The sequence below is a fragment of the Lysinibacillus sp. UGB7 genome (assembly GCF_049058285.1).
Taxonomy (GTDB): domain Bacteria; phylum Bacillota; class Bacilli; order Bacillales_A; family Planococcaceae; genus Lysinibacillus; species Lysinibacillus sphaericus_B.
In genome coordinates, this window is the sequence record NZ_JBMGUV010000001.1 from 28,838 (window position 1) to 54,050 (window position 25,213).

20 protein-coding genes are annotated in these 25,213 nt (G+C 34.6%); 17 read left to right on the forward strand and 3 right to left on the reverse strand.

The genetic code is table 11. The annotated features are described in order from the left end of the window. Positions 1 to 176: 176 nt before the first annotated feature. The 3 genes from ACOMCU_RS00110 (at position 177) to ACOMCU_RS00120 (ending at position 4,659) form a co-directional block, all read left to right on the forward strand. The gene (locus ACOMCU_RS00110; protein WP_421048932.1) at positions 177 to 1,388 is read left to right on the forward strand and encodes an OB-fold nucleic acid binding domain-containing protein; all 1,212 of its coding nucleotides are present in this window, start codon (positions 177 to 179) and stop codon (positions 1,386 to 1,388) included. A gap of 58 nt (positions 1,389 to 1,446) precedes the next feature. Next, the gene (locus ACOMCU_RS00115; protein ID WP_421048933.1) at positions 1,447 to 2,982 is read left to right on the forward strand and encodes a hypothetical protein; all 1,536 of its coding nucleotides are present in this window, start codon (positions 1,447 to 1,449) and stop codon (positions 2,980 to 2,982) included. 150 nt (positions 2,983 to 3,132) lie between these two features. Then, complete coding sequence (locus ACOMCU_RS00120; RefSeq protein WP_421048934.1) at positions 3,133 to 4,659, forward strand: hypothetical protein; 1,527 nt, start codon at positions 3,133 to 3,135, stop codon at positions 4,657 to 4,659. Between the two features lie 47 nt (positions 4,660 to 4,706). On the opposite strand, the gene ACOMCU_RS00125 is transcribed toward ACOMCU_RS00120, so the two are convergent. Further along, a complete protein-coding gene (locus ACOMCU_RS00125) occupies positions 4,707 to 5,564 on the reverse strand; it encodes a hypothetical protein (protein WP_421048935.1) in 858 nt (285 codons plus the stop codon). A 176-nt stretch (positions 5,565 to 5,740) separates the two neighbouring features. Here ACOMCU_RS00125 and ACOMCU_RS00130 point away from each other — a divergent pair, with 176 nt between their 5' ends. From ACOMCU_RS00130 to ACOMCU_RS00160, 7 genes are all read left to right on the forward strand, one after another. Beyond that, entirely contained in the window at positions 5,741 to 7,726 is a 1,986-nt protein-coding gene (locus ACOMCU_RS00130; RefSeq protein WP_421048936.1) for an ATP-dependent DNA helicase RecG, read from the forward strand. A gap of 39 nt (positions 7,727 to 7,765) precedes the next feature. Further along, positions 7,766 to 7,942, forward strand: a complete 177-nt coding sequence (locus tag ACOMCU_RS00135) for a hypothetical protein (protein WP_421048937.1) — start codon at positions 7,766 to 7,768, stop codon at positions 7,940 to 7,942. Positions 7,943 to 8,063: 121 nt separating this feature from the next. Further along, a complete protein-coding gene (locus ACOMCU_RS00140) occupies positions 8,064 to 8,201 on the forward strand; it encodes a DUF2639 domain-containing protein (RefSeq protein WP_421048938.1) in 138 nt (45 codons plus the stop codon). Between the two features lie 217 nt (positions 8,202 to 8,418). Beyond that, the gene (locus ACOMCU_RS00145) at positions 8,419 to 9,723 is read left to right on the forward strand and encodes a hypothetical protein (RefSeq protein ID WP_421048939.1); all 1,305 of its coding nucleotides are present in this window, start codon (positions 8,419 to 8,421) and stop codon (positions 9,721 to 9,723) included. 115 nt (positions 9,724 to 9,838) lie between these two features. Then, positions 9,839 to 10,609, forward strand: coding sequence for a hypothetical protein (locus tag ACOMCU_RS00150; RefSeq protein ID WP_421048940.1), 771 nt, complete (start codon positions 9,839 to 9,841; stop codon positions 10,607 to 10,609). Between the two features lie 25 nt (positions 10,610 to 10,634). Next, complete coding sequence (gene lepB, locus ACOMCU_RS00155; RefSeq protein WP_421048941.1) at positions 10,635 to 11,165, forward strand: signal peptidase I; 531 nt, start codon at positions 10,635 to 10,637, stop codon at positions 11,163 to 11,165. Positions 11,166 to 11,248: 83 nt separating this feature from the next. After that, on the forward strand, positions 11,249 to 11,827 hold the full coding sequence (locus tag ACOMCU_RS00160; RefSeq protein WP_421048942.1) for a hypothetical protein: 579 nt from the start codon (positions 11,249 to 11,251) through the stop codon (positions 11,825 to 11,827). 48 nt (positions 11,828 to 11,875) lie between these two features. Here ACOMCU_RS00160 and ACOMCU_RS00165 read toward each other — a convergent pair whose 3' ends face one another. After that, positions 11,876 to 12,394 carry a hypothetical protein gene (locus ACOMCU_RS00165; protein ID WP_421048943.1) on the reverse strand — a complete coding sequence of 173 codons (519 nt, stop codon included), beginning with the start codon at positions 12,392 to 12,394 and terminating at the stop codon, positions 11,876 to 11,878. A gap of 477 nt (positions 12,395 to 12,871) precedes the next feature. On the opposite strand from ACOMCU_RS00165, the gene ACOMCU_RS00170 reads away from it, so the two are divergent. From ACOMCU_RS00170 to ACOMCU_RS00180, 3 genes are all read left to right on the forward strand, one after another. Beyond that, a complete protein-coding gene (locus ACOMCU_RS00170) occupies positions 12,872 to 17,638 on the forward strand; it encodes a GA-like domain-containing protein (RefSeq protein WP_421048944.1) in 4,767 nt (1,588 codons plus the stop codon). A 113-nt stretch (positions 17,639 to 17,751) separates the two neighbouring features. Then, a complete protein-coding gene (locus tag ACOMCU_RS00175) occupies positions 17,752 to 18,210 on the forward strand; it encodes a hypothetical protein (protein WP_421048945.1) in 459 nt (152 codons plus the stop codon). Positions 18,211 to 18,502: 292 nt separating this feature from the next. Further along, entirely contained in the window at positions 18,503 to 19,747 is a 1,245-nt protein-coding gene (locus ACOMCU_RS00180; RefSeq protein ID WP_421048947.1) for a hypothetical protein, read from the forward strand. Between the two features lie 50 nt (positions 19,748 to 19,797). Here the strand turns inward: ACOMCU_RS00180 and ACOMCU_RS00185 are convergent, their stop codons facing one another. Next, the gene (locus ACOMCU_RS00185; RefSeq protein ID WP_421048948.1) at positions 19,798 to 20,472 is read right to left on the reverse strand and encodes a hypothetical protein; all 675 of its coding nucleotides are present in this window, start codon (positions 20,470 to 20,472) and stop codon (positions 19,798 to 19,800) included. A 212-nt stretch (positions 20,473 to 20,684) separates the two neighbouring features. Here ACOMCU_RS00185 and ACOMCU_RS00190 point away from each other — a divergent pair, with 212 nt between their 5' ends. The 4 genes from ACOMCU_RS00190 to ACOMCU_RS00205 all read left to right on the forward strand — a co-directional run bounded on the left by ACOMCU_RS00190 (position 20,685) and on the right by ACOMCU_RS00205 (position 24,929). Then, complete coding sequence (locus tag ACOMCU_RS00190) at positions 20,685 to 21,698, forward strand: type II toxin-antitoxin system SpoIISA family toxin (protein ID WP_421048949.1); 1,014 nt, start codon at positions 20,685 to 20,687, stop codon at positions 21,696 to 21,698. Positions 21,699 to 21,768: 70 nt separating this feature from the next. Further along, positions 21,769 to 21,972, forward strand: coding sequence for a hypothetical protein (locus tag ACOMCU_RS00195; RefSeq protein WP_421048950.1), 204 nt, complete (start codon positions 21,769 to 21,771; stop codon positions 21,970 to 21,972). Between the two features lie 118 nt (positions 21,973 to 22,090). Further along, complete coding sequence (locus ACOMCU_RS00200) at positions 22,091 to 22,213, forward strand: hypothetical protein (RefSeq protein WP_421048951.1); 123 nt, start codon at positions 22,091 to 22,093, stop codon at positions 22,211 to 22,213. Between the two features lie 241 nt (positions 22,214 to 22,454). Further along, entirely contained in the window at positions 22,455 to 24,929 is a 2,475-nt protein-coding gene (locus ACOMCU_RS00205) for an AAA family ATPase (RefSeq protein WP_421048952.1), read from the forward strand. Positions 24,930 to 25,213 lie beyond the last annotated feature (284 nt).

A 25,213-nucleotide genomic window follows, 5' to 3' on the forward strand; every position in this document is an offset into this window, starting at 1 on the left:
TGATACAGCTTTTTTTAATGTATGGTATCAAACATCTTTTTGTATGGAAGGTATAAATTAATTTGGCGAAAATGGAATATTTCTTATCACTACTTACGTATTATGCAAAGTATTAGATGAAGGAGGTTAGCTAGTTAGCTAAAATTGAAAGGTTCTAATGTTTAGGAGGAATTCGAATGGTAAAGCAAAGTAAACATGTTTTGAGGTTAGTAGATGCAGAACATGGCGATACAGTACATTTTAAAGGAACAGTACGTAAAGAAGTTCGGTTTAAGGATAGTGGAGAAAGATTTCTATATCTGACGTTATCGGATCGAAGTGGTGTTGTAACAACGATGTGCTGGCAAGAAAATCCTTTGTTCGCTTTTTTTGATTCATTGGAAAATGATGAAAAAATTGAGGCATATGGCAGAGTGATTAAGCGTACTAGGTTTACCAATTTAGAAATCTCTTCAGCAAAGATTTTATTAAGAGATGATGATTGGGATTTCCATCTTAAAGACTTGAAAAAAGCTCTCGGAAAAATTATTCGTGGTATTGATCACGCAGGTTTGAAAAATATGCTGCTCAAGTATTTTAGAGATGAAAACAACCATAAAGCATTTTCAAATGCTCCCTATTCATATAATAGTGGCGGTTGTTATAAAGGTGGAGCTTTAGTATTCGTCATTCGTTTATGCAAGTTAATCGATTCGACATGGAATTCGATGCAGCTGTTTTCTAAAGATTATGGTGTGAATCGTAATCTGAAGTCAACATTTAACAAGGACTTATTAAAAACCGTAGCGATTTTTGAAGCTATTGGTAAAACAGAAGTTTACGAGGTAACAAATACTTCAAAAGTAAAGTTTACTCGGAAGGGCAATTATTTGTCAGAACGTGTTATTACACTACAAGTTGTACAAAATCAATTAAATCAATCTTCGCTTTGTGAAGATGAAAAATTGATCTTTTTGCATTTGTTAGCATCTGTGACAGATGGTGAAGCAGGGCAAGCTGTTCTGCAAGCTAAAACACGTGAGGCAGCAATTTTAAATTCGTTATATAAGACGGTTCAACAATTAATGCTGTTTGAAGAATTAGACAAGAAGAATGCTGAAGATGTTAGTCAAGACGAATTTTATTTCTACAAACGAAAACACCTTTCATTGATGAATTTTGATGATTCAGATTTGGAAAATGGAAAGCTAGAGTATGTATCGGAAGAAGTGCAGTATGAGCAACCGCCTGTACAGCAAGAATTGCGACAACAGCCAGTGCAACAACCATTTGTACAACATATGCAGGAGCCAGTGCATTATATGCCAACGTCTCAACAAATGCAGACAGTTCAGAATCAACAACCATTAATGAATGGTCAGTATTATAATACGAAAGCTCCATTTTAGGAGCTCTTTGTCTAGTGGATTTTATTGAATAATAGGATTTTATTGGGAGGAAAAGTAGATGTCTACTAAATTAATTTATAACGAAGCGAAAACACAAGAGCTAGTTGAGGAAATGAAGCAGAAGGGGCATATTACATCGGTAAGCGATTTATCAAAAATGATTCGTCAATCAGGTGTAATTGTTCGTGAAACAATTGGTCGTAAGCGTTCATTTATTGAAGTATCTCCAAAAATGTATGGTGTAAATATTGACGATAAAGAAGAAGATACACGCAAATTCTTTAAAGAGCACGTTCGTAAAGGGAAGTTGTCATTCATTCCTGATTCATACGATAAAAAGCTAACGAATTCAGAAAGTAAGGTTCGTATTGCTCGTAGACGTTCATCAATTGGGTATGATGAAAAGTTTATGACAATGGAAGAATATAATGAATTCCAAAAGAAATTTGATAAATGGAAAGAAGAGTATTTCCAAATTCGTGACGAAATTGTGTTAAATTGGGATAGCTTAATTCGTGAATTTAAACGTTCGTTAGAAGCATCATTAAACGACTTAAACTCATTAGATAAGGCTACTCTAACTGCTGAAATTATGCAGCGTATTCCTTCAAAAGAGGATTACGAAAAGTCGTTTTATATGAATTTAATTTTAGAAGCATTCCCTGTGGCAGATAATTTAAGTATGTTTACTCCTGAAGTGCAGGATTCTATGCGTGAAAACGTAAATGATGAAGCGATTCGTGCAATGTACCAAATGATTACAGCAAGTATTGATTCTATTTTTATTCAAACTTCAAAAATTATTAAATCGCTAGAAGATCAAGGTACAATTCATAGCCGTACAATTAATCAAATGTCGGTAATTGCTAATCAAGTGCGTAAAAACAATATCATTGATAATGACGTTGTATATGCATTAGCTGAATTAAGTGATCAAATCGGTAAACGTGGGGCAGATGAAGGGTTACTAAAAGATCTGTTATTATATTGCGTAGCTTATGCTGATGAATTATCAGTAATTGATGATTTAACATGGATTGAATGCCCGTTGACTTCAAAAGAAGCGATGGAAAAAATTAATGTCCTAGAAATTGATATTGATCAATTTAAACAACAGGCGAAAGGCAACTCTAAAAATGTTCAGGTCATTCAGGCAAAAGCAGAACGTGAAGTAGAAAAAGTTGCAGAAGTAACAAAAGAGGATATGGCTTCAGCTGTAGGTAAAATCTACGAAGAGCTATCGCTCTCAATTCATAAAGTATTCTATGTGGCTAATAAAATGGTTCAAGAAGGTATGGATGAAGTTGTAGCAATTAGCGGCTCATATCTTGAAACAATGCTTACAACGATTACTGAAATGAAGCGTAAAAATATCATTAATGACACAAACATTAATAAGATGATTGATATTGCGAAAGATTTATGTGCAATCGATGCAAAAAATGTTGAGTTATTAACTGAAAAAGCAGAAGAGCTTGTTGGATTTGTTTACTACATTTCAAAATTAAACAATATTCATAATGAAATTGACTTAGAAGGATTACCGTATGATCAAGCGTCATTAGAAGAAATGATTGCTTTCTTATACGAGTAGTCAATATAACCATCTTTAGAACGTAAATGTTCTGAAGATGGTTTTTTTATGGAAATGCGTTACAATAAAGTTTACAAACAAAAAAGTTTACAAACAGACAAATAAAAGCGAAGCTTGTAGCATATATATGGAGTAGGGGGGGCGGCTATTATGTGTTCTAAATTGATTTATAATGAAGATAAGACGAATGAGTTAGTAGAGGAAATGTGTAAAAAGGGATATATAGCTTCTGCACAAGATCTTTCGGTAATGATACGAAATTCAGGCATACTTGTCCGAGAAACAATTGGACGAAAACGTTCGTATATCGAAGTGTCACCTGAAATGTATGGTGTTGATATTAAGAAGAAACAAGAAGGGACAAGGAAATTTTTTGAAGATCATGTTCGTAAGGGCAGATTATCATTTATTCCTAGTTACTTTGATAGAAAATTAACAAATCTCGAAGGAAAAGTTCGCATTGCACGTAGACGTGCCACAATTGGATATGATGAAAAATTCATGACAATGGAGAGCTACAATGAGTTTCAGAAAAAATTCGAAGATTGGAAGCAAGAGTATTATAAGATTCGTGACGAAATTATAAACAATTGGGATCAAATAATATTGGATTTCAGAGCGTCATTGGAAAGTTCGTTAAGCGATTTGAATTCAATCAATCATGATGTGATGATTGATAAAATTATGAATAAGATAGTTGATAGAGAGAATTATCGCAACTCATTTTATATGAATTTAATTTTAGAAGCCTTTCCAATAGCTGAAAACTTAGCGATGTTTACACCTGAAATTCAGAATCAAATGCGTAAGAATGTGGAGAAGGAATCGATTCGTGCAATGTATGAAATGTTGCAATCAAATATAGATGTCATTTTTGTTCAAACTGCTAGAATTATTAACACGTTAGATAGTGGGCAGGATGTTCATTATCGTACAATTAATCAGATGTCAATAGTTGCTAATCAGGTACGCAAAAATAATATTATAGGTAATGATGTTATCTTTGCGTTAGCTGAAATGTGCGATCAAATAGGAAAAAGAGGAATTGATCGTTACGCTATTAAAGAATTGCATTTTTATTGCATTTTGTATGCAGAAGAATTAGGTTTGGTGAATGAATTAACGTGGATTGAATCACCTTATACGCTGAAAGAAGCACTGGAAAAAATAGAAGTATTAAAAGTAGATTTTGCAAAATTTAAAGCTTCAGCAAGAACAAAAGAAGTTAATGTCAAAGAAGCTGGAATGAAAGCAGAGTACAGAAAAAAAGCGGAGCTGCAAGAAGAGGTAGAAACGGTCATTACATTAGCGTATGAAGATATGTCGTTAGCGATTAAAAATTTATTTGATGTAGCAAATAAAATTATTTATGCCGATATAAATAAAGAAGTTTATATAGACGAAAATTACATTCAGATTATTTCAGATATATCTAATGGGCTTTTAGCAAAGAATGTAATTAATGATCCGTTTATTGAAAAAGTCATTGTATTAGCGAGAGATATAATAAAATTGGATTCAAAAAAAGTCGGGGAAATGGCGGAAAGGGCAGAAATGCTTTTGAGCTACGTATACTATGTAGCTAAAGAAAAGGGTATTCACAAAAATTTGGATCTAAGTGAATCGCCATATACGGATATAGTATTGGAAGAAATGGCTTTATTCTATTACAAATAAAAAAAGGGTTATCTAGGGGAATATACCTTAGATAACTCTTTTTTTATTTAGTCGATAAATAGTTCTTGTGTTTTTTTATCAAAATGGTGGTCAATATTATGCTTGTTTAATAATGCAACGATTTCATCAATCTGAGCTTGTGCTAATTGTTGATCAATTTCTGTGTGATGTGCTCGTAGTTCATTGAATGTTGTAGAGAATGAACGTGAAAGGGCGGATTGATTGTTTGCATAAGTTACGAGATTTTCGTAACGTGTAACGCTCGCTTCATATAATTCATCTGTTTCATTTGTGAATGTTGACTTAGATGCTTTAAATGCATATTGGAATTGTTCGATTGAAGTGAAGTTAGATTTCAATTTGCTTTCTAAATTCATTCGATTAATATCTCGACTTTCATAGCTTAAAATCAATTTCTCGTTTTGCTGCACTAATGATAGTAAATTTACATTTGACTGATTGACAAATTCAATGACACTCATTACTTTATCCGCTTTAGGGGCAAATGAGCTTACATTTGGCGTGTCGGGTAGAGCCCCATTTTCAGTAGGAGTGATTTCATTATTTGATTCCACTTTAACATCGGATGGGTGATCAATTGTTTGATCATTCGTAGGAGCTTCATTTACCAGGTGCTTAACTTCCATAATAGTCCAAAATAGAATAAGAAAAAATAATATTGAAAATACAACCTTGATAAATTGTTTATTATTATTATTTTTAATATCCATGATTTTTTCCTTGTTTTTTTCTTGATCTAAAGATTGTGCAATATACGGTTTTCCATGAGGATTCACATCTTCTTTCATGATAGTTTTCACTTTACCTTCCGTAAAAACCAGCACTTCATCTTCTGCATTTTCTCTTTTACTGTCACTTTTCGATAGTCCTTTTATCCATTTCAAGGCTAATCCCCTCCTTCATTTATATTTGGTTCTGTTTACTATATGCAATCAATCTTCGTTTTAAAAATTATCCAACGAGAATTTATGCATGAATTTGGCAATTACTGAATAGGTTAGAAAGAGATAAAAAAAAAGCAGATGTATCGTTGTATACAATTTATAAAGGAGAGGATTTTATGTTTATCGAAGCATTGGATATTCCAAAAGCGAAGTTAAAGCAGCTTCAAAACAAGGGTTTTGAAACGATTGAAGATCTAGCTGGCTACTTTCCTAAAAAATACTATGATTTTCGTTATCCAGTACCGTTCAACGGTCTGATTGCAGGGGAAACTCAAGCTACAGTAGGTCGCCTAATGAAAGTTAAAGTAGGTGAAAAAGTGGTCAGGTTTTCTTTGAAAAACGAATTTAATCAGTGGTTGAATGTATCTTTCTTTAGGGCAGGTCATATGGCAGATCGTTTCGATGTTGGGAAGGAAATATTAGTGGCAGGAAAAGTTGAAGCAGATGAGTATGGATTAAAAATGGTTAGTCCATTGATTTTTACACACGACATTCAAGAGAACTGTCGAATTTTACCGATTTATACAAAAGTACCTGGTATGAGTAATGATTACTTAGAAAAATGTATGGTTGAGGCATTACGCATCATTCCTGAAAAGGAGCTACTAGAGCCAAAAATCGTTCAGCATTTTAATCTAATTCCAAATCATCAGGCATACCAATTGCTACACAATCCCATGACATTGATGGATATTGAAAATGCGAAAAAGCGTATTGAATTTAATCGAATGTTTGAATATGGCTTAAAGGTACAGCAGCAAAGTAAGGAGCGGATGAATCAAACAAATGTTCATTTAAAAACATTTGAATATGCGGCTCATATCATGAATAATTTACCCTTTACTTTAACTCAAGGTCAGTTGGAAACATTGCGAGATTTGTCTTTGAAAATGGCAAATGGAAATCAAAAAGTGAACGCATTGGTGCAGGGTGATGTTGGCTGTGGTAAAACACTTATAGCTATTTTGATGTTAGTAACAATGGTGGAAGCTGGTTATCAAAGTGTTCTAATGGCTCCAACAAATGTTTTAGCAAAACAGCATTTTAATGAATTAGAAGAGAGAGTGGCAGATTTGGGGGTTAATATAGCGTATCTTTCAGGTGAAACAAAAACGAGAGAGCGTAAAAAGATACTAAAAGGTCTTGCTGATGGCGAAATTCAAATTGTTGTGGGTACGCATTCTGTATTATCGAAAGATGTTGAATATCAATCACTAGGATTGATGGTTGTAGACGAACAGCATCGTTTTGGTGTTAAACAAAGACAGATGATACAAGAGAAAAGTAGCTTTATTCATCAAATAGATATGAGTGCTACGCCAATCCCACGTTCATTAACTATGGCACTGTATGGTGATTCTATGGATGTTTACACGATAACATCCATGCCGAATGGTCGAAAAAAGATCATTACAGGAGCAATTAATGACGAAATGCGTGCATGGAATGGTATTCGCACAGAAGTATCTAAAGGGCATCAAGCATATGTGATTTGTCCTTTAATTGAAGAATCGGATGATGAATCAATGGAAAATGTGGAATCGGTTGATCAAGTATACGATAAGTTAGTCGAAGAAATGGCTGGTTTCTGTAAAGTAGGAAAGATTACAGGGAAAATGAAGGCGAATGAAATTGCTGAAATCTTAGGAGCATTTAGCCGAAATGAAATTCAAATTTTGGTTTCAACTACAATTGTAGAAGTGGGTGTAAACGTTCCGAATTCAACAATTATCGTTATAAAAAATGCAGAACGATTTGGTTTAGCTCAACTGCATCAATTACGTGGACGTGTTGGGCGAAGTGCATTACAATCATATTGTGTACTATTGAGTGAGAAGTGGCAAGGTGAAAAGTTGCAATCAATGGTGTTGTATAGCGATGGAGGCGAGATCGCTAAAAAAGATGTTGAAATACGAGGTGCAGGTGATTGGATTGGCACAAAACAATCGGGCGGAAATCCTGATTTGGAATTAGTGATGCAAAATGTTGAAAAGTATAGGGAAATTCAAAATTTTACTAGAGAAATAGTGAATGACGAAATTCGTTTTAAGCGATATAGTACCTTAATGCTAGATGAAAGCGAGCTAATAGCTCAAGTATAGTTTGTAATTATAATAAATTGGATTTAAGGGTGGTTGATTATGGAAAATTACCAGGTGGAAATGGCTTTGATTCGATATATAATGAGTTATCCAAATTTCGAATCGCTCCCACAAGAAGAGCAATGGAAAATTTCTATTGAGAAGAGAAAAGAGCTAGTTAGGGTAGCTGAGGAAGGTAAAGCGATGCTTTATACGCCTCAAGATCTACATGTATAGAAAATAATAAATGAAAGTGTAATAGTTGCGATTATTACGCTTTTTTTTATTGGTTTCAAGAATATTGATAGGTCGAGTGGCATATAGTGTCGTATAAATTAAATTTAAAGGGGAATGACAAATGGCACATGTTGGTACTAAGGGCTTCTATATAAAAAAACTTAAAGAGGCTGGTATTACTCACCATCCGGAAACTCAAAAATCATTAAAACTGTACAAAACACATGAGCTGGCTTCTTTATTGACAGCAACTAAATAAAATTTAATTAAAATAGAGAACATCTTCTTGACGAGGGAGTTCTCTATTTTATTTTTGTTCATATTCTACAAATTACTAGAAATGTTGAAAAGTATTATCAAGGATTAGGAATGTTAGAAAGTTGTGCAGTGTAGAATGCATTATGCAATTTTTGAGCAAGGTTGTTCAAAGGCAAGATTGTTCAAAGCAAAAAAAATTAAAAGGGGGCGTTTTTAAAATGAAAAAACGTGAAAAAAATGCTGTATTTTCGAAATTTAAACGAACAATGATTGCAAGTGGGGCAGCAGTGGCTATTTTAGCTTCTAGTGTTGTACCTGCATATGCAATTGAGAAGGATGTTAATGAGCCTAATGATCCAGCACAAGAAATGGTGCAAGAGGCGGAGCAGGTAAAATCGGGTGTAGAGCCAACAGGTAAAGAGCAAGTAACTAAAGAAGTTGCTATGGACTTTACTGAAAATATGTTTTCTAATACGGATGCAGATCGTAGAGCGGCATTAGAAAGGCAATATAAGATTCAATTAGATTTTTCAGATGTTTGGGAAAATAAAAGAACAGTAAGTAAATATACTTCTCATGATGAAATGAAAGCAATGGGCTTTTATGGTGTAAATGCAAATCGACAAGAACTAATTAAGTACGCTGTTCGTACAGGTGATTGGGAGCCGTATAATCAATATGAACGTGATTTATTAGCAAAGCAGGAAGCTGAAAAAGCTGCTAATACTGAAAAAACTGCTAAAACTGATAAAGTAACCAATGTTGCTAAACAAACAATGAAGGTAGCTTCTTTAACTCCGATTGCTGCACCTACAAAGCCAGTGGTTGATTCTACTTCAACAAAGGTTGAATCTAATGACACTGAATTAGTAAAAGTGAAAACTTCAGGTGAGGCTGCAACGCCTAAAGATACAACATCTTCTCCTATCGATAAGGTAGATAAAGAAGAAATTGTACCTGCTGAAGAAATCATTCCTAGCGAATTAGTGCCTGATACGATAGCTTCTACTGTAGATAAAGGGTTGGTGGGCTTAGATTCAAATGATGATCATGAGCGTAGAGCGGCATTAGAAGATAAGTTTGGCATTACTTTAGATGCTGCTGATAAATGGGAAAATAAAAAAGGTCGAGCGTTTACAGCATTAAGCGAGCCAGCTTATTTCGAATTAGTTGATGGCAAATTAGAGTACAGCAAAATTTACTACGCTAAACAATTCGAAGTAACGAATTCTGATTATGCATCCCGCATTGCGGAAGCATATACTATGCAACAGCACGATAAAGTAAAAGAACTTCAAGTAGAAAAGAAGAAAAGCTTGCTGGAAGTTGCTGAAAGTTATAAAGCTGCTCCAGGTCCTTCGGTATACGTTATCGGTTTAAATGGCGATCCAACATCGGCAAAGGAATTTAATGTTCCTGAAATCGAAAATGAATACTTTGACAGTGAGTTGAACCATCCTGACGTTGTAGGTAAAGGCGTTTATAAAGATGGTCACAATCCATTCACAAAACTATTCCAATAAAACAATAAATTTGAAGCGTGGGGGCTAAAGTCCTCACGTTTTTTTATGTTTTTTTTGAAAGTTAATTTGCAAGAATGTTGATAGAACAAGAAAAGTCGAATAGCTGTTTTATCGATTGCATAGAATGAAACATTTACTAAAGAAGGGAGAGGATATTATTAGAAACGACATTAAAGAGAATAGTCGAATACAAATTGAGTTAGAACATGAAATACCAATTTATCGAACAATTAGAGGAATCGTTATCAGCGTGACGGAGAATGAAGTATTTGTACTTACTGATTTTGGAGAGCAAGTGCAGATCTCAAAGGATGCCATTTTAGCACATTCATCAACAAGTTTTTCAAAAGTAGTATCTGAAGTGCTGCAACGTATGAGGAATCATTATGAAACTATGTTCCAATTGCAAAAGGAATATGAAGAGTATGAAAAAGCGTTGCCTGAATTGCAAGATGATTTACATGATGCACAATTTTTATCAAAGTTTAATTTGCCAGGAGTTAAAGCTCGATTGGAGCATTCGATTTCACCTGAACTACTTAATTTTAAAGCAAAAGATTTGGAGTTCAATGTTTACTTCCAAACAGTAGAGGGTGGACAGTTTGAAGCGTATATTGCTGTTAAACGAATTGTAGATTATCCACAATTCGACATAGAGCGAGATATGGAAAAATTTAAACGTTATCAATCACCTGACGTACTAGAGTGGTTAGAACGTTGCTTTAAGGCACGAAAAATTGAAGAGAAAGAGCGGATGGTATTTCATGTATCTGAAACATTTTATGCTGCCAAAACGCTTTATCGGCTACAATTCGACATTACTGCGGAAAACTTTATCGATTTCAGAATGCGTTTCATTGATGCATTGGAACAATTGAAAAAATAAATGAATAAAAGGAGAGATGTTTTAAATGAGTAATGATGTAAAAGAAAAAGAGGAAAATAAAGTATTAAAATTTGCAAAGGTGATTGGTGAATATCTAATGATGTTTGCTATTGCATTATGTATAGCATTCGGGCTTAAATTGGCATTTGAGCCTACTGTTGTATCGGGAATATCAATGGAGCCAACGCTACAAAATGGTGACAGAATGTTATTGAACACATTTAAGGAAGTTGAAAATGGCGACATTATTGTTTTTAATTGGACTGAGCGTAATTCAGTATTGATTAAACGTGCTGTAGCTGTGGCAGGAGATCATATTCAAATTAATGAAGATGGCGTGTTTTTAAACGGTAAGCTGCTAGAAGAAAATTATACGAATAGTGAGCCAACAATTGCTTCAGAACCAATTGATATTGTTGTGCCTGAAGGAAAAATTTTCGCTATGGGCGATAATCGTATGCATAGCTTAGATAGTCGAGCAGATGTAGGGTTAGTAGATGAAACGGATGTATTGGGTGTTCGAATGATTCAAATTTGGGAAGGGGATGATGAATAATAGGTATTGAACATTATAAATTAAGATCCCAATTCTATTTATTGATCAAATGTGATACGGAGCAAAATCCTAATTATGTTACATTGGCTATTTTAAATAGTGAAGGTGTCATTATTACAGATATGGTAGATCAATTGATTGAAGAAGATATGTTATGGAAGCTCATGTATTGGATTCCCGATGTTTCTAAAGTGAGCTGTATTGCTAAAAGCTTGTCTGAGTATAAGGCTTTTGTCAGTAGGTTAGAAGCAATAGGTAGACGTTCAAATAAAAACTATTTACTCACATTGCGTTCGAGATATATCAATTTGATACAAGATATTCCATCTGCATATTTCGAATGTGAGTACGGTGAAAATGAATCTAGTTTAATAGGTTCGAAATGGATTACAGTAATTAGTTCTATTATACATCACCTAATTGTTAGCAAGAAAACATTGATTTGTGAAATTAAAATTGCTGAAAAGATGATGTCTTTGCCTACAACATTGGAGGATGTTGCTTTATTGTGTAAAAATATTTGCTCTACATTTGAAATTCATCAACGTTTTAATGAGGAAGGAATCGAATATTGCGTGGTGATAAAAAAAGAGGATAGGACTTATTCTTTTATGAGTGAAAACGTAAGAACTTTATATTTCAGGATTATGTCTGCACATTAAAAAAAGAGTTCTCGATGATATTTTGTCGAGAGCTCTTTTTTTAATGAGTTATTTTACTTTTTGTTCAGTCGGATTGTTTTCTTCCATATTCGATGGCTCGTTGCTAGACGCATTGTTTTCACCTTTTTGAGCTTGCTGAATTATATCGCCTTGTTTATAGAGTTTTCCATCTTCATAGACATATAGAAGTGGCATACCTTTTAATTCAGAGCTATTTACATCTTCTGTGATAACAACTGTGCTTCCATCATAAATGTCTACACGTACATCACGATCATTAAGGTGCTTAACTGAATCGGCATATGCTTGAACAAATTTTGCAATTTCCTCATTGGTGTAGTTTTGATAAATCATTAAGTTAATTTGTTGGTTAGATTCCGAATCACCGCTAATTGAATGGATGTTGAATTTAATGTCGTCTATGCTTCCTCCCTCAATCAATTCAATTGAATTTTTCGTATCGTACTCTACATATTTTCCATTGTTTTCTTCTGTACAACCAAAAAGCAAGAAGGATGCTAATAATGTTGACATGAATAGGTTAGTTTTTTTTATAGTACGCTTCATTTGCTCACTCCTTTAATTATTTTTTTATTACTTTACTCAATGTGACATAGAATCATTCATATTTTTGTAGATTTGTTCTAATAAACAAGCTAAAAACGTTATAACTTTTATCGTTAATGTGTATATTAATAAAGTCATGACAGATGATAGACAAGCTTTGAGAAGATAATATGTGATTTCCCCAAAATTATAGTGTTGTCTGTAGATAAGAAGGTCTATCGAAAAGGAGCGGCTATACGAAACTTATTGTGAAACTATTATTTGTTGTTTCCCCAAAACAGCTAAATATGGAATCGTTGTAAGGTGACGATAGCTGCTTTTTTTGCAGGCGTAGGGAGATGTTGGGAACATTTTCATACGCCTTTTTATTTTTATTTGAGACATTTCGGATGGTTCGACATAAAAAATAGAATAATTGAAGTTTCAACTAAGTAATGTAATAAGGAAAAATTAAATATCAAGGAGGTAATGCAAAAAATGACAAAACAAAAGAAAAATAAGAATACTAACAAAAAGGTGATTGCTACATTAGCAGTTGCAGCTACGGGAGCTGCTGTGGTTGGAATTCCTTCGGTAATTGAAGGAGCAGGATTTAATAAAGCAGAAGCAGAAACATGGGCATTTGCTGGCGGTTCGGGTACAATAGCCGATCCATATCAAATTGCTACGTTTGATCAATTAAAATTAGTTGCTCAAAACTATACAAGTTACTTCGTTTTGACAGCTGATATTGATATGAATCATGTAGCTTGGTCGCCAATCGGGAATGCAGCAGTGCCATTTAATGGTCATGTGGATGGTAATGGATTTAAAATTAAAAACGTGAACGTCACAACTGGCAATGGTTACGGCGGTTTGTTTGGTTATATTTCAGGTGGATCTGTTAAGAATTTAACAATTGAAAATATTTCTGTAGTCTCTACGGCAGGTGATTATATTGGTGGAGTAGTAGGTTATGGGAAAAATGCGAAAATCGAAAATGTTATGGTTGAGGGTAATAACCAAATTAAAACAACAGCAGGAAGTTATGTAGGGATGATTGCGGGTTATCTAACAGGTGCTCCAACATCAGGCTCATTTGCTGCTTCGAAAGTAGCTGCTATAGGTACAATTGATGCATCAGGTTCAAAGAGCTACATTGGTGGTGTTTTTGGGCGAACAGCTTCCAAAGCTAATGCCGACCAAGTATTTTCTATGGTTAATGTAAACGCATCTGCATCAAATAATGTTGGCGGTATTGTGGGTAATAATGCAACTGAAATTACAAATGTTCAGCAAGTCGGAAAAGTTGAAGGTAGTAACTATGTAGGTGGTCTTGCTGGACAACAAATTTCAACAGGTGTTATGAAATATGCATTTACTTACGGTAAAGTAAATGGTTTAGCTGCTAAAGGCAATGTCGGTGGTGCAATGGGAGACTTCGATGGAACAGCTACTCAAATTTTCGCCTTTAATGATGCAGTTACTGGACTTAATGCTGCTACAACAGGTAAAGCTTTCGGTACAATTGACTCTACTGTTACGAGTATGGCAGTTGTTGCAATTGAAGAGATTGTTGGTTCATCCCATTCAACAGGTATTACAAATGTAATGAACATGGCTAATTTAAAAGATGAATTGACCTTCAAACGTTTTGGTATCGACTTTTCAAAGAAAGTTTGGTCAATAGTTCAAGATGAAACACCACCATTTTTAGAATTCTATGGAAAAACTGGCGAATATGTCGATGGAGAGTGGGTATTCACAGACATTGAGAAGAACGAAATTTATGGTGAAGCAGCAATTGCAGCAGTTGAATTAGCGGAGGCTACTAAGCTTCAAGGAAATGTCGATGCGGCTCAAAGGCTTGTGGATAAATTAGATGCTGGTTCAGCATTGCAAAATGAATTAAATGAACGATTGAATGTAGTACGTGCATATATTGAGGCGGAAAAAGCAGTTACGTATGCTGAAAAGGTGAAAACGCAAGTTTCTATTGATGCGGCTCAAATACTTGTAGATAAAGTAACGAATGCAGCTGATAAGGCGGCTCTACAAGCTCGATTAGATGCGATTAAGGCTTTATTAGCAGAACAAGATAATCTGTATGCAGAAGCATTGGCGGCAGTAGAAAAAGCAGAGGCGACTTTTACAACAGGGGATTGGGATAAAACTCAAGTTGATAAAGATGCTGCACAAGTGTTGGTGTCTAATTTAGTAGATTCTGATCGCAAAACAGCCCTACAAGATCGCTTAAATGCCTTACAAAAGAAGATTGATGAAGAAAAGGCGAAGGAGTTAGCAGCTGAAAGATATACTGACGCATTAGCGGCAGTAGAAAAAGCAGAAGCTTCAATTGAGCAGGTGGACGTAGATGCAGCTCGTTTGTTAGTTAATGAACTTCCAGCAGGTGCAGAAAAAACGGATTTAGTTAATCGCTTAGATGAAGTACAAAAATTAATTGATGCATTAAAAGCGGCAATGGTAGCAGTTGCAAAGGCGGAAAAAGATGTGACACAAGTTGATGTTGATAACGCTCGTTTATTAGTTGGAGAAGTGACGGATAAAAAAGCTGATGCAAAACTAGCTCTAAATAATCGCTTAGATAAAGTGCAGTCTATTCTTGATGCTTATACTGTGCTTCGTGAGAAAATCATGGATGTTCGTAATAAAGTGATTGATGGAACAATTACAGTTGAACAATATCCTGAAAATCGAACAATTTTAGAAGGTTATAGAACAGAAGCTAATGCATTTACAGCAACGAATTTAAAAAATGAATTAATCTCATTAATCAACTCTACGTTAGCTTTAATGAAGGAAAAAGAAGATTCAGAAGGTGAATTAGTGAGTTTAATCGAGGAAGCTGAGCGTTTAGTAAAAATTGCAGAAGAAACAATCGCTGAATCGGATGTTACAAATGCACAAAATGCAATTAATCAATTGCCTGAAAGTGATATTCGAACAGATTTACAGGATCGCTTAGATAAGGTTAAAGTATTAGCAGCATTATATGCTGAAGCAGAAAAAGCTGTTAAGTATGCAGAGCAAAATCCTTCAATCACTAATATTGATGCGGCTCAACCAAAAATTGATGTATTGCCAATTGGGGATCGAAAAGATGCCTTGCAAACACGTTTAGATGCAGTTTTGGAAAACATGTTTAAAGATGCTGAAGCAAAGGTGACTAAAGCAGAAGGTACAAAGTTACTTGTAGACATCGGAACAGCTTATACGGCAGTAAACAAATTGCCTAATGGTGAGCGTAAGCAAGCTTTATTAGATCGTTTAGCCGCAATTGAGGACAGCGTTGAAGCAGACAAGGCATATGATGAAGCTTTAAAAGCGGTTATTGATGCTGAAAACAAGAAAACACTAGATGCTATTGCTACTGCACAAGGCAAGGTAGATTTAGTAAGTAATGCAGATAATCGTAAACCAGTATTGCAGGAACGTTTAGATGCAGTTTTAGAATCAATGTTTGCTGATGCAGAGGCGAAGGTTGTAAAGGCAGAAGGTTCTAAAACTACTTTTGATATTAATACTGCTCAAACAGCAATTAACAAATTGCCTAATGGTGAGCGTAAACAAGCATTGCAAAATCGCTTAGATGCATTAAAACAGCAAATTGAGCTTGATAAATCATATGATGAAGCTCTTAAAGCAGTAGAAAAGGCGGAGAAAGAAAAAACGCTTTATTATATTGATGCTGCACAAGCTAAAGTGGATTTAGTGAGTGAATCCGATTCTCGCAAGCCAGCATTACAGGAGCGTTTAGATGCAGTCTTAGAAGCTCTTTATACAGATGCAGAAGCAAAAGTTGTAAAAGCAGAAGGTACAAAGTCAACGGTGGATATTAATACAGCTCAAACAGCAGTCAATAAATTACCTGATGGTGAGCGTAAACAGGCGTTGCAGAATCGCTTAGATGCATTGAAGCAACAAATTGCTGACGACAGTGCTTATGATGCAGCATTAAAAGCGGTAAAGGCGGCTGAGGCAAATACAAATGCAACAACGATTGGTACTGCACAAGATAAAATTAATGTTTTACGAGATACAGATCCTCGTAAAGCAGAATTACAGGCACGCCTAGATGCGGCATTAGCAGCTCTTGAGAAACGTGCAATTTCGGCAGTTGAAAAAGTGGAAGCTAGTTTAGCAGAAACGGACTTAACAAATGCTTATGCTGTAGTAAATCTGTTGCCGACTGGAGCCTTGAAAACGAAGCTATTAGAACGCCTAGAGGCTATTAAGCAAGCTGTTATTGATAAAGCTACAAATGATAAGGTGTATGAAGAAGCTTTGAAGGCGGTTGTGGCGGCTGAGAATAATCCTTCGAACGTATCAATTAAAAACGCTGAGAATAAAACAGCTGTTGTTGCAAATGATGATCCACGTAAGCAGGACCTATTAGACCGTATTGATCATATTAAATTCTTGTTATTAGTGAAGGATGCAGAAACGGCTGTGCAGTTAGCTGAAAAATCATACCTTACAAATGTTAGCTATGTAACAGCGGCTCAAAATAAGGTTACAGCGTTAAAAAATTCTCCTGAAAAGACAGCACTGCAAGACCGTTTAGATGCAGTATATGAGAAGTTAGATGATTATTACTACAGCAAGGCGTTAGCGGCAGTAGAGAAAGCGGAGCTACCTGAAAACCGTAAATCTAAGAATACGTTGCAACCACTGATCAATATTGCTAAACAGAATATTGATTTAGTGAAAGATAGTCCTCGTAAAACGGCTTTATTAGATCGATTAGCTGTGCTTGAAGCAGAATTAGACTTCTTAGTTAATCGTAATGGTAAGTATCAACCAGGAGATGACATTGTGATGGTCGCTGAATCAGTTAAGGATGCAACAGTTCGTAACTATTTAGTAGCATGGGCAGAAGCGATTGTGGTAGCTGAGGCAAGCTATTCATCTACGAACGTGACACGTGCTCGTTCAATGCAAGATGCAATTCCAGCAGATGTTTTATCAAATCCGTTATATGCTGACTTGATTCAAGAATTAAAAGATCGTCAATATGTATTATCAGCAGGTACTGTTTTATATAGCTTCGTTAATTTCTCTCATATTAAGGCAGCATTAAATGCGTTAGCGAAGTTTGAATCTGATCGTACTGAAGCAAATCGTCAATTAGCTATTCAAAAAATTGCAATAGCTGAAACAAAAACTGTTTCAGGGCGAGATGAATATAAAACAAAAATGTTTGATCTGTTAGAAAAACGTACTCTACGCTTAGAAATTGAATAAATTTTTTTAAGGTATTGCTTCGGCAGTACCTTTTTTGTGTTCGATGGTGGCATAGTAGAGGTTTGAAGTGGATAAGATATAAGAATTTAGTAGAAAAAGGAGTAGATGCTAGTTTGAAAACAATTATGAGAATTATGCCTTTTCTAGTATTAATAGGCATAATCGTATTCGTTCTAGTTTTAAAAGGGATTGAAGAAGATGCTCAGAACGAGCGGCAAAATAGAGAAACCTCGATGGTTATTCTAAAAGAATCTACTAAAGCAGATGAAAGTCCTCCAGTTGTAAGTAATTGGGTGAAAAAAGAGGTGAGTGGTCTTGATAGTTCAATTAAGAAATTAGTAGATGATCTTGAGCCAGGTGTTTTTCAGTTTGATAACAACTTAATTGTTATTAAACCCGAAAAGGATAAGGCATATGAAATGATTCGAAGAGAGGTGGATCTATATGAAGTTCGTTTGATTATGCGTGAAGTGAATGGAGAAAAAAATGGGGAATTAGTCGTTGGGGAAATGTCGATAAGTAAAGAAGTGCCAATTGGTGTTTATGATGAAAATGGACAATATTTATTTTAAAAAAATATTATTTTTTATCAATAGTATGAATAAGTTAAAAAGAACCTGTATATGATGTGTTAAGAAAAAGGTTTCAGGTGTATAACTTTCTGTTTGAATATCGCAAACGTGTAATGGCGTTACGATATTACTATTACTTATCGGAACACCTAATAACGCTTTTATTCGCCCATTCTTGGTTGAGTGGGCGATTTTATTTTGGAATAGCGTTTGAATATATGTAGTCTTGATGATATAGTTACATATAGTTAATGTTATGGTACGAGGACTACTAGAAAGGAGGAGCGTGAGATTGAACGAAACATCTAGTGGCATAGCAGCATATTATCACGCAAAAATGAAAGATATTGAACATCGATTATCCTGGCGTGAAATGCAGATCAAACAATATGCTCCAATATCATATAAATTTAAAAAGGCAATGTTAAAAAAGGATCGGGAACGAGTGGCTGCACTCTTTAATCTTTCCTATATTCAATCATATAATCATCAGATGCATTTTTCTTCTGATGAAGAATTTCATAGCTATTTACGAAAGTTTCCACTTCATAATTGTTTCCTAGAAAACAATCAATTACAAGTATACTTCGATTGTATGTTATTTGAAGGGTATACAGCATGGTTTTATATGGATCAAGATGGACATGTTCGCTATTACACACGTAAAGGATATGGTCTACCAATTTCATTAGATTTACTAGATTTTATTGAAATTTGCTTCAGTGTAAACCACTTTGAAGCCAAAAGTTTATTTTTACAATGGTCTAATGCGATGATTCAGGATTCATTATATGAGCAAACATTGCGATTGAGATATGAGGACAATTTGGCTGATTTTGAAGGGCTATTAGAAAAATCTACTGTGAGTAAGTCTTTATCTCCAGTATACGAAGTGTATCGAGAGTTATTGACTATTGGTGCATCACCTAGTTATTTAACAATCACTGCTTATGAAAGTGAAATTTTCTTTGCATCCAGCCGTTATTTGGCTGCACGTTTAAATAAATCAGACCATACGGTTATTTCAAGAAGTATTAATTATCTGAATGCAATTGGATTAATCGAAAAAGTCGGTATTGATGATTTAAGCATGTCAATGCAGGTTGCTATGAAAAAATGGACAAAACAGATGGGTTATACAAATCCAGTGACATTTTTAAAGATTCCTTCTTTAAAACAAAATATGTCTACAGTTTTAGAGCGAATAGATATTGCCAAAAAGATGAATGTGACATATCGAAATGCTACTGCTAATGCTAAGGGACGTATAATTGAGGAATCTAAAGTGATTAAACTTAATGAAAATACTAGACTTAGGGCGTTACAACTAAAGTTTGAGGATTCCTTGATAGAGAAAGGATATGTTCAGATGCAAGAAATGGTTATGAATTTTGAGGGATTATTAACTAAGAGTGAAATTAAACGTGAATGGTATTCGCTTTTAGAGGTATATGATTGCTCATATGTGAAGCCTAATGGTCAAATGAAGAAAGCTTATGGGCTAATCTCGAATGAATATGTAGCTATTTTAAAATGATTTATATCAAACAAAAAAGGAATTGTACAATGTACAATTCCTTTTTTGATTTAATTTACACGAATGATTAACTCTGTACTTTCGAATCCTAATTTTTCCTGAAGTGCCTGATTGATCTTTAGAGCAATTTCATCTCCAGGTTGTGCGTCTGTAAAGTTGATCACGACTTGTTGCTTGTGTTCTTCTTCTACAATTTTCGTTTCACCCATTTTAGATGATAATGCTTTTTGTACATCACCCTTCAATTTGCCAGCAGTTTGATCTTCTTCCGAAAGAACGGAATATGGAGCTTTTTCTTCAGATAGTACAACTTCGAAATCTGAGGCACTTACTTGTAAAATACCGTTCGTTGGGAAACTTATGCCGTTTACAGTTAAGGTATAGTTCCATTCCTTTTCGATGATTTTTTGCCGTTCTTCTTCAGACATTAAATTCGTCATACTAATAGTGTATTCCTTATAATATTTTAGTTCTTTTTCTAATATCGTAATGTATTCAGCTTTTGTGTCAATGTCTGCTTTAATATTGTTTAAATCAGATTCTTTTACTTGTACTAATTTTTCCTCCTTCGCTTCCTCACCATCTTTTAGATTTGTATCGGCTTGTTCAGTTGATGGGTCAGTTTTTTTCTCACTTAGAACATCAGCAGGGGCGGAGCAAGCAGCAGTTAAAAGCATTAAGCTTGCAAACACACCTAGCAATGTAGCTTTTCTAGTTTTTTTCATTAAGCATACCTCCTTCTATTTTTTTCTTACACTCTATGCAGTTGGGGTATATGCCTATTCGCAAATTTATTGGATTTCCGCTTTAAGTTTTCCAAATCGTCTGTAAAGAAAACCAATTTTTATAATAATAGTTATAAAAAAGGTAATTTTTTTGATAGAATAGAAGAGTCAATACACAATCTTTTATCGCAAATAGTGTAAGGAGAGCAAAGATGGCAGAAAAGAAAAAAGGAAAAATGAAAGTGAAAGTTTTATGCTGGGACATAAATTTTGAATGGGTATTTTTAAGCGTAGTTATTATTTCTGCAATAGCTGTATCAGTTTTGCTGTACAAATTTAACATTCCTTATATGAATATATTATTCGGAGGATTTGCATTACTATTACTTGTGGTACTAGCATACTACTGGATGAATAGTAAAGGATATTACAATAACTTAGGTCGTATCCGAAGAACGTTCTATACTATGTATTTTCTCTTCATGATATATGGTTTTATTTCAGAAGAGATAGATTTTACTAAATGGGAGATTCTTCTACAACTATCAGGCTTAGTCGTATTCGTGGATTTAGCTGTTTTTCAGAATCCGAATATACTAAAGATTTGGAATACGGAGCTAAAGCATGATGATGAAATTAGGGAAGCTCTTAATGAAAGTAAAGATGTTATTTTGAAAAACGCAAAGAAAGTAGAGAAGTTTACGCAAGTAATTCAACAGACAGATGTTTACTTTGATAATAAACCAGTTCCAACTAGTATGAATGAATATCGAGAAGGGGCTACAGGTTATTTAGAGCTGTATTCGAATGTCATGGATTTTACAACTTCCTTCTTCATGTTTGAATCTCCAGTAACGATAGAAGATAAAGAGCAAAGCATTAAACAACAAATTCGTGACATCAGTATCAGACATGCTATTGAGTTTGAAGATAAAGTTGCAATGCAGAAATCCTTTTCAGAAGGTGAAACCTTGATACTAAGAGAAGGAAAGTTGATTGCGATTCCATACTTTGGAGATTTTTACTGCATGATTGTTACCATAGAAAGTAAACCCGAATTAGTCGATGGTATTGATGCTTCTCACATTCTGAGCATGTTAGTTATTTTTGATTGGTATATGACGGATATAGCAACACTTGAAGTAGAGGAAGAAGAAGAGGTTGCACATATTCCTACCGATGAACCATTATCATCAAATACTGGAGGAAATTCTGAAACAAGTTAAAGCTATTAAATGCTATTATATGTTATAATAGGTATAAGTAATACATTAACTGTAAAGGGGGATGATTCTTATGCTAAGAAGAGTAAGGGTTTCAGTCGTTGCTAATAAGTCAACAGGGGAACAAAAAGGAAAAGGAAAAATACGAGTACAAATTAAAAGAAAAAGAGCATCCGATAACTCTTTATTACCGAAAACTCGCATCGCAGTAGAAAAAGGATTTAACGAAGTATTGACTGCCAATGACAAAGCTGTTCAACTCACATATACACGATAAAAACATTATATTTTCCAACAAGCAGGGATTCGACAAGATCTCTGCTTTTTTGATGTATAAAAGACCTTGCCTCTGTACAGGATAGTTAATAACGAAATGCTATGCAGGAGGGACAAACATGGGCTTGAGACGTACAACAAAGAGAAAATCTACACAACCTCACACCAAAGTAACTAATTATGGATTTGATAAAACGATTAAGAAAATTGATAAGGCGATTGCTCTGCTTAAAAGAAAATAACTCAATTAAAGAATAAAGGTGACTTATTTTTGTTATAAAAGAGGTATTTTAAATACAGCATTATTAAATTACCAGCATCATCCTAAAATAACAATGCATGTAGCTGTTTAATTAAATAAATTGTATGGGTGAACACATATAACGTGTTCACCCTTTTTATATTTAAAGAAGAATAACGCTTAATGGTCAACGGTATAATGAAATATTGAAAATTTTTATAAATTAAAGGAGGCGATGTTAAATGGCTGAAGAACAGGAATTGTTGGTTATTGAAAAAAACATTGGTAAAAAAGTGAAAGAAGCGGTGACGGTTATTGAGGTCATTGCAACGTTTCAAAATAATGGATTTGGCATTTATGCATCTGTTCGAGAAAACGGGGAAGAATTTACGCTATGTGGTTCATTTGCAAACTTTTTAACAGAAGGTCAAACCTATTTAATTGAAGGAAAGATTAATCGGTACAAGGATCAAATCAATATTATGGGGTTCCAAGCGTTGCCAGTGCAGCCTAAATCAGAAAAGGGTATCATCAGCTATTTAGCTACGCTTGATGGTTTGAAAAAACGTGCTGAACTGCTTTACGAACATTTCGGTGATGAAATACTGGAGCTTATTGTAGAAGACCCTGAGAGAGTGGCAAACGAAGTATCAGGTATTGGAATTAAAAGTGTGATGAAGTGGCGAGAGGAAATCGTGGAAAGGGAAGATGAACAGATTGTACTCGTTACATTATTAGGCTATGGATTAACAGAAAAGCAAATTCGAGAGCTTTTTAATCTTTATGGAGAATCGATCATACATGAAATTAAGAAAAATCCATATATTCTATCGGTAAAATTAAGAGGCTATGGCTTTAAAAAATGTGATGCTATCGCTGCTCAAATGGGAAATCCTTTAGATGCGAAAGAGCGTGTAGCTGCTGCTTCCTTATATCTACTAGAGCAAGCTCGTTACGATGGTCATAGTTATCTTCCATACAACGAACTTCATACTCGCATTCAAGAATTGCTTGAAATTAAGTTAGAGCAAGAAGAAATGCAAGAAGTTCATCGAAATCGAACAGATGATGGTTATATTTATGAGCAAGAAGGGGCTCGATTCAGTATTGAAAAAGAAATTTTTGAGCGTGCTTTCAATGATATTAAAATGAATATTATTCCACATTTCTCATTAGGATTAATTTCTAAGGAGCGGTTTGATGAAGCACTTATGCATTTAGAGGATGAATTGGCAATAAAGCTGGAAGGTGAAAATATCTATGAAACATCTATTTTTTATTCAGAATTAGATGTGGTTCGCCACATATTGCGTTTGTTAAAAACGGATGAAGTAGAGCCGAAAGGTAAAATGTATGTTGATGAACATTTGGAAGAAACAGGTTTTAATTTAGAAGAAATGCAGATTAAAGCACTGGAATTATTTACTTCTACGAAATATGGTGTCCAAATTTTATGTGGCGGTCCAGGCATGGGGAAAACTTTCACAATTAATCAGATTTTAAAAGTAATAGAGCTATTAGCTAAAGACAAAGGTGTGCCAAAAGAAATTAAGATTTTTGCTCCGACAGGACGAGCGGCTAAAGTGGCTAGTATTTCTACAGGGCGAGATGCTTGTACGACTTATCGAGGATTGCAATTTATTCCAATGGAAGGTTTTTTATATAATGAACGAAATCCATTAGAGGCAGATGTCGTTGTTATTGATGAATTTTCTATGATGGATGTTGAAATTTCAGCTCATTTATTAAATGCTATACCAGCAGAGTGCAAAGTGTTGATTATTGGCGATCAGCGTCAACTTTCTTCCGTAGGACCAGGTAAAGTCTTAGCTGATTTATTAGAAGTCCCTGAAATACCTCGTATTCAGTTAAATGTAGTTAAGCGACAGGGAGAGGGTAGTACCATTGTTAAAAATGCGATGAAAATTGCAGAAGGGCAAATGATAGAAATTGATAATAATTCAACTGATGCCTTTTTTATTCGAAAGCATGAGCCTGAAGAAATTCATGCAACTCTTATTGCAGGTGTTCGAAAGCTGATAAAAAAAGGTGTAAAAATGTATGATATACAGGTACTTGTTCCGATGAAAAATGGGATTATGGGAACAAATTACATCAATTATCTTATTCAACAACATTGCAATCATTTAATTGAGCGTGAGGGAGCTATATTAAATAAGAAGTTTCTTGTAAACAATCGGGAATGTACGCTGAATTTTCATCTAGGTGATAAGGTAATTCAAACAGAAAATAACTATAATCTGAAAACATATCACAAGAAAGAAAACGGCAAAATGTTAGAGCTTCAAGAGTTAGGTGTTATGAATGGTGAAATAGGAGCGGTTGTTTCTATTGGAAGGCTTCGTTTAGAGAGCGGAGAAATGGTTGATGCCATGTGGGTGAAGTATGGTGACATCTATGTGAGATATGTAAAAGAATTTGGCGAGTTAGATCATGCTTTTGCAATTTCAATTCATAAGTCACAAGGTAGCCAGTGGCAATATGTGTTTCTTCTTATTTCCATGCATCATCGTAGAATGCTTGAAAATAGCGTAATTTATACAGGATACACAAGACCTCAATTGTTTTGTTGTTTAATAGGTGATCCGAAGGCAGTCGAGATAGCGATTAAGACAGAAACGAGCAGTCAGAGATATAGCGGTATTGCTGAAAAGTTGAAAGAAGATTTAGGATGTTTAGGATTAAAAGTGTTGTGATTTTAGAGTTTGGGAAAGATCGTAGAAAAGGCAGCTGTGGCAGCAATCGACAGCCTAAAACGACTCTGTAGTCATAAAGTTCAAGTGAAAAATTGATAATCCGAATTGAGCGAATCGAAATAGAATAATGATTTATGTGGAGGTTTCCTATTTAGGAAGCCTCTTTTATTTGTTTCTTTGCAAACATTTAAAATCGGTTAATTTACGCCCGTAAATAGGGGTTATTTCCAATAATTAGTTTATTAGAAAGAGGTTCCACTCATTTTTAGAACAATTCCACCATC

Excerpts from the sequence above, each read along its gene's own strand:
- ACOMCU_RS00115 (WP_421048933.1), top strand. The coding sequence starts at position 1,447 with ATGTCTACTAAATTAATTTATAACGAAGCGAAAACACAAGAGCTAGTT.
- ACOMCU_RS00130 (WP_421048936.1), top strand. The coding sequence starts at position 5,741 with ATGTTTATCGAAGCATTGGATATTCCAAAAGCGAAGTTAAAGCAGCTT.
- ACOMCU_RS00120 (WP_421048934.1), top strand. The coding sequence starts at position 3,133 with ATGTGTTCTAAATTGATTTATAATGAAGATAAGACGAATGAGTTAGTA.
- ACOMCU_RS00110 (WP_421048932.1), top strand. The coding sequence starts at position 177 with ATGGTAAAGCAAAGTAAACATGTTTTGAGGTTAGTAGATGCAGAACAT.
- ACOMCU_RS00135 (WP_421048937.1), top strand. The coding sequence starts at position 7,766 with ATGGAAAATTACCAGGTGGAAATGGCTTTGATTCGATATATAATGAGT.
- ACOMCU_RS00205 (WP_421048952.1), top strand. The coding sequence starts at position 22,455 with ATGGCTGAAGAACAGGAATTGTTGGTTATTGAAAAAAACATTGGTAAA.
- ACOMCU_RS00200 (WP_421048951.1), top strand. The coding sequence starts at position 22,091 with ATGGGCTTGAGACGTACAACAAAGAGAAAATCTACACAACCTCACACC.
- ACOMCU_RS00195 (WP_421048950.1), top strand. The coding sequence starts at position 21,769 with ATGCTAAGAAGAGTAAGGGTTTCAGTCGTTGCTAATAAGTCAACAGGG.
- lepB (WP_421048941.1), top strand. The coding sequence starts at position 10,635 with ATGAGTAATGATGTAAAAGAAAAAGAGGAAAATAAAGTATTAAAATTT.
- ACOMCU_RS00190 (WP_421048949.1), top strand. The coding sequence starts at position 20,685 with ATGGCAGAAAAGAAAAAAGGAAAAATGAAAGTGAAAGTTTTATGCTGG.
- ACOMCU_RS00140 (WP_421048938.1), top strand. The coding sequence starts at position 8,064 with ATGGCACATGTTGGTACTAAGGGCTTCTATATAAAAAAACTTAAAGAG.
- ACOMCU_RS00145 (WP_421048939.1), top strand. The coding sequence starts at position 8,419 with ATGAAAAAACGTGAAAAAAATGCTGTATTTTCGAAATTTAAACGAACA.
- ACOMCU_RS00165 (WP_421048943.1), bottom strand. The coding sequence starts at position 12,394 with ATGAAGCGTACTATAAAAAAAACTAACCTATTCATGTCAACATTATTA.
- ACOMCU_RS00185 (WP_421048948.1), bottom strand. The coding sequence starts at position 20,472 with ATGAAAAAAACTAGAAAAGCTACATTGCTAGGTGTGTTTGCAAGCTTA.
- ACOMCU_RS00170 (WP_421048944.1), top strand. The coding sequence starts at position 12,872 with ATGACAAAACAAAAGAAAAATAAGAATACTAACAAAAAGGTGATTGCT.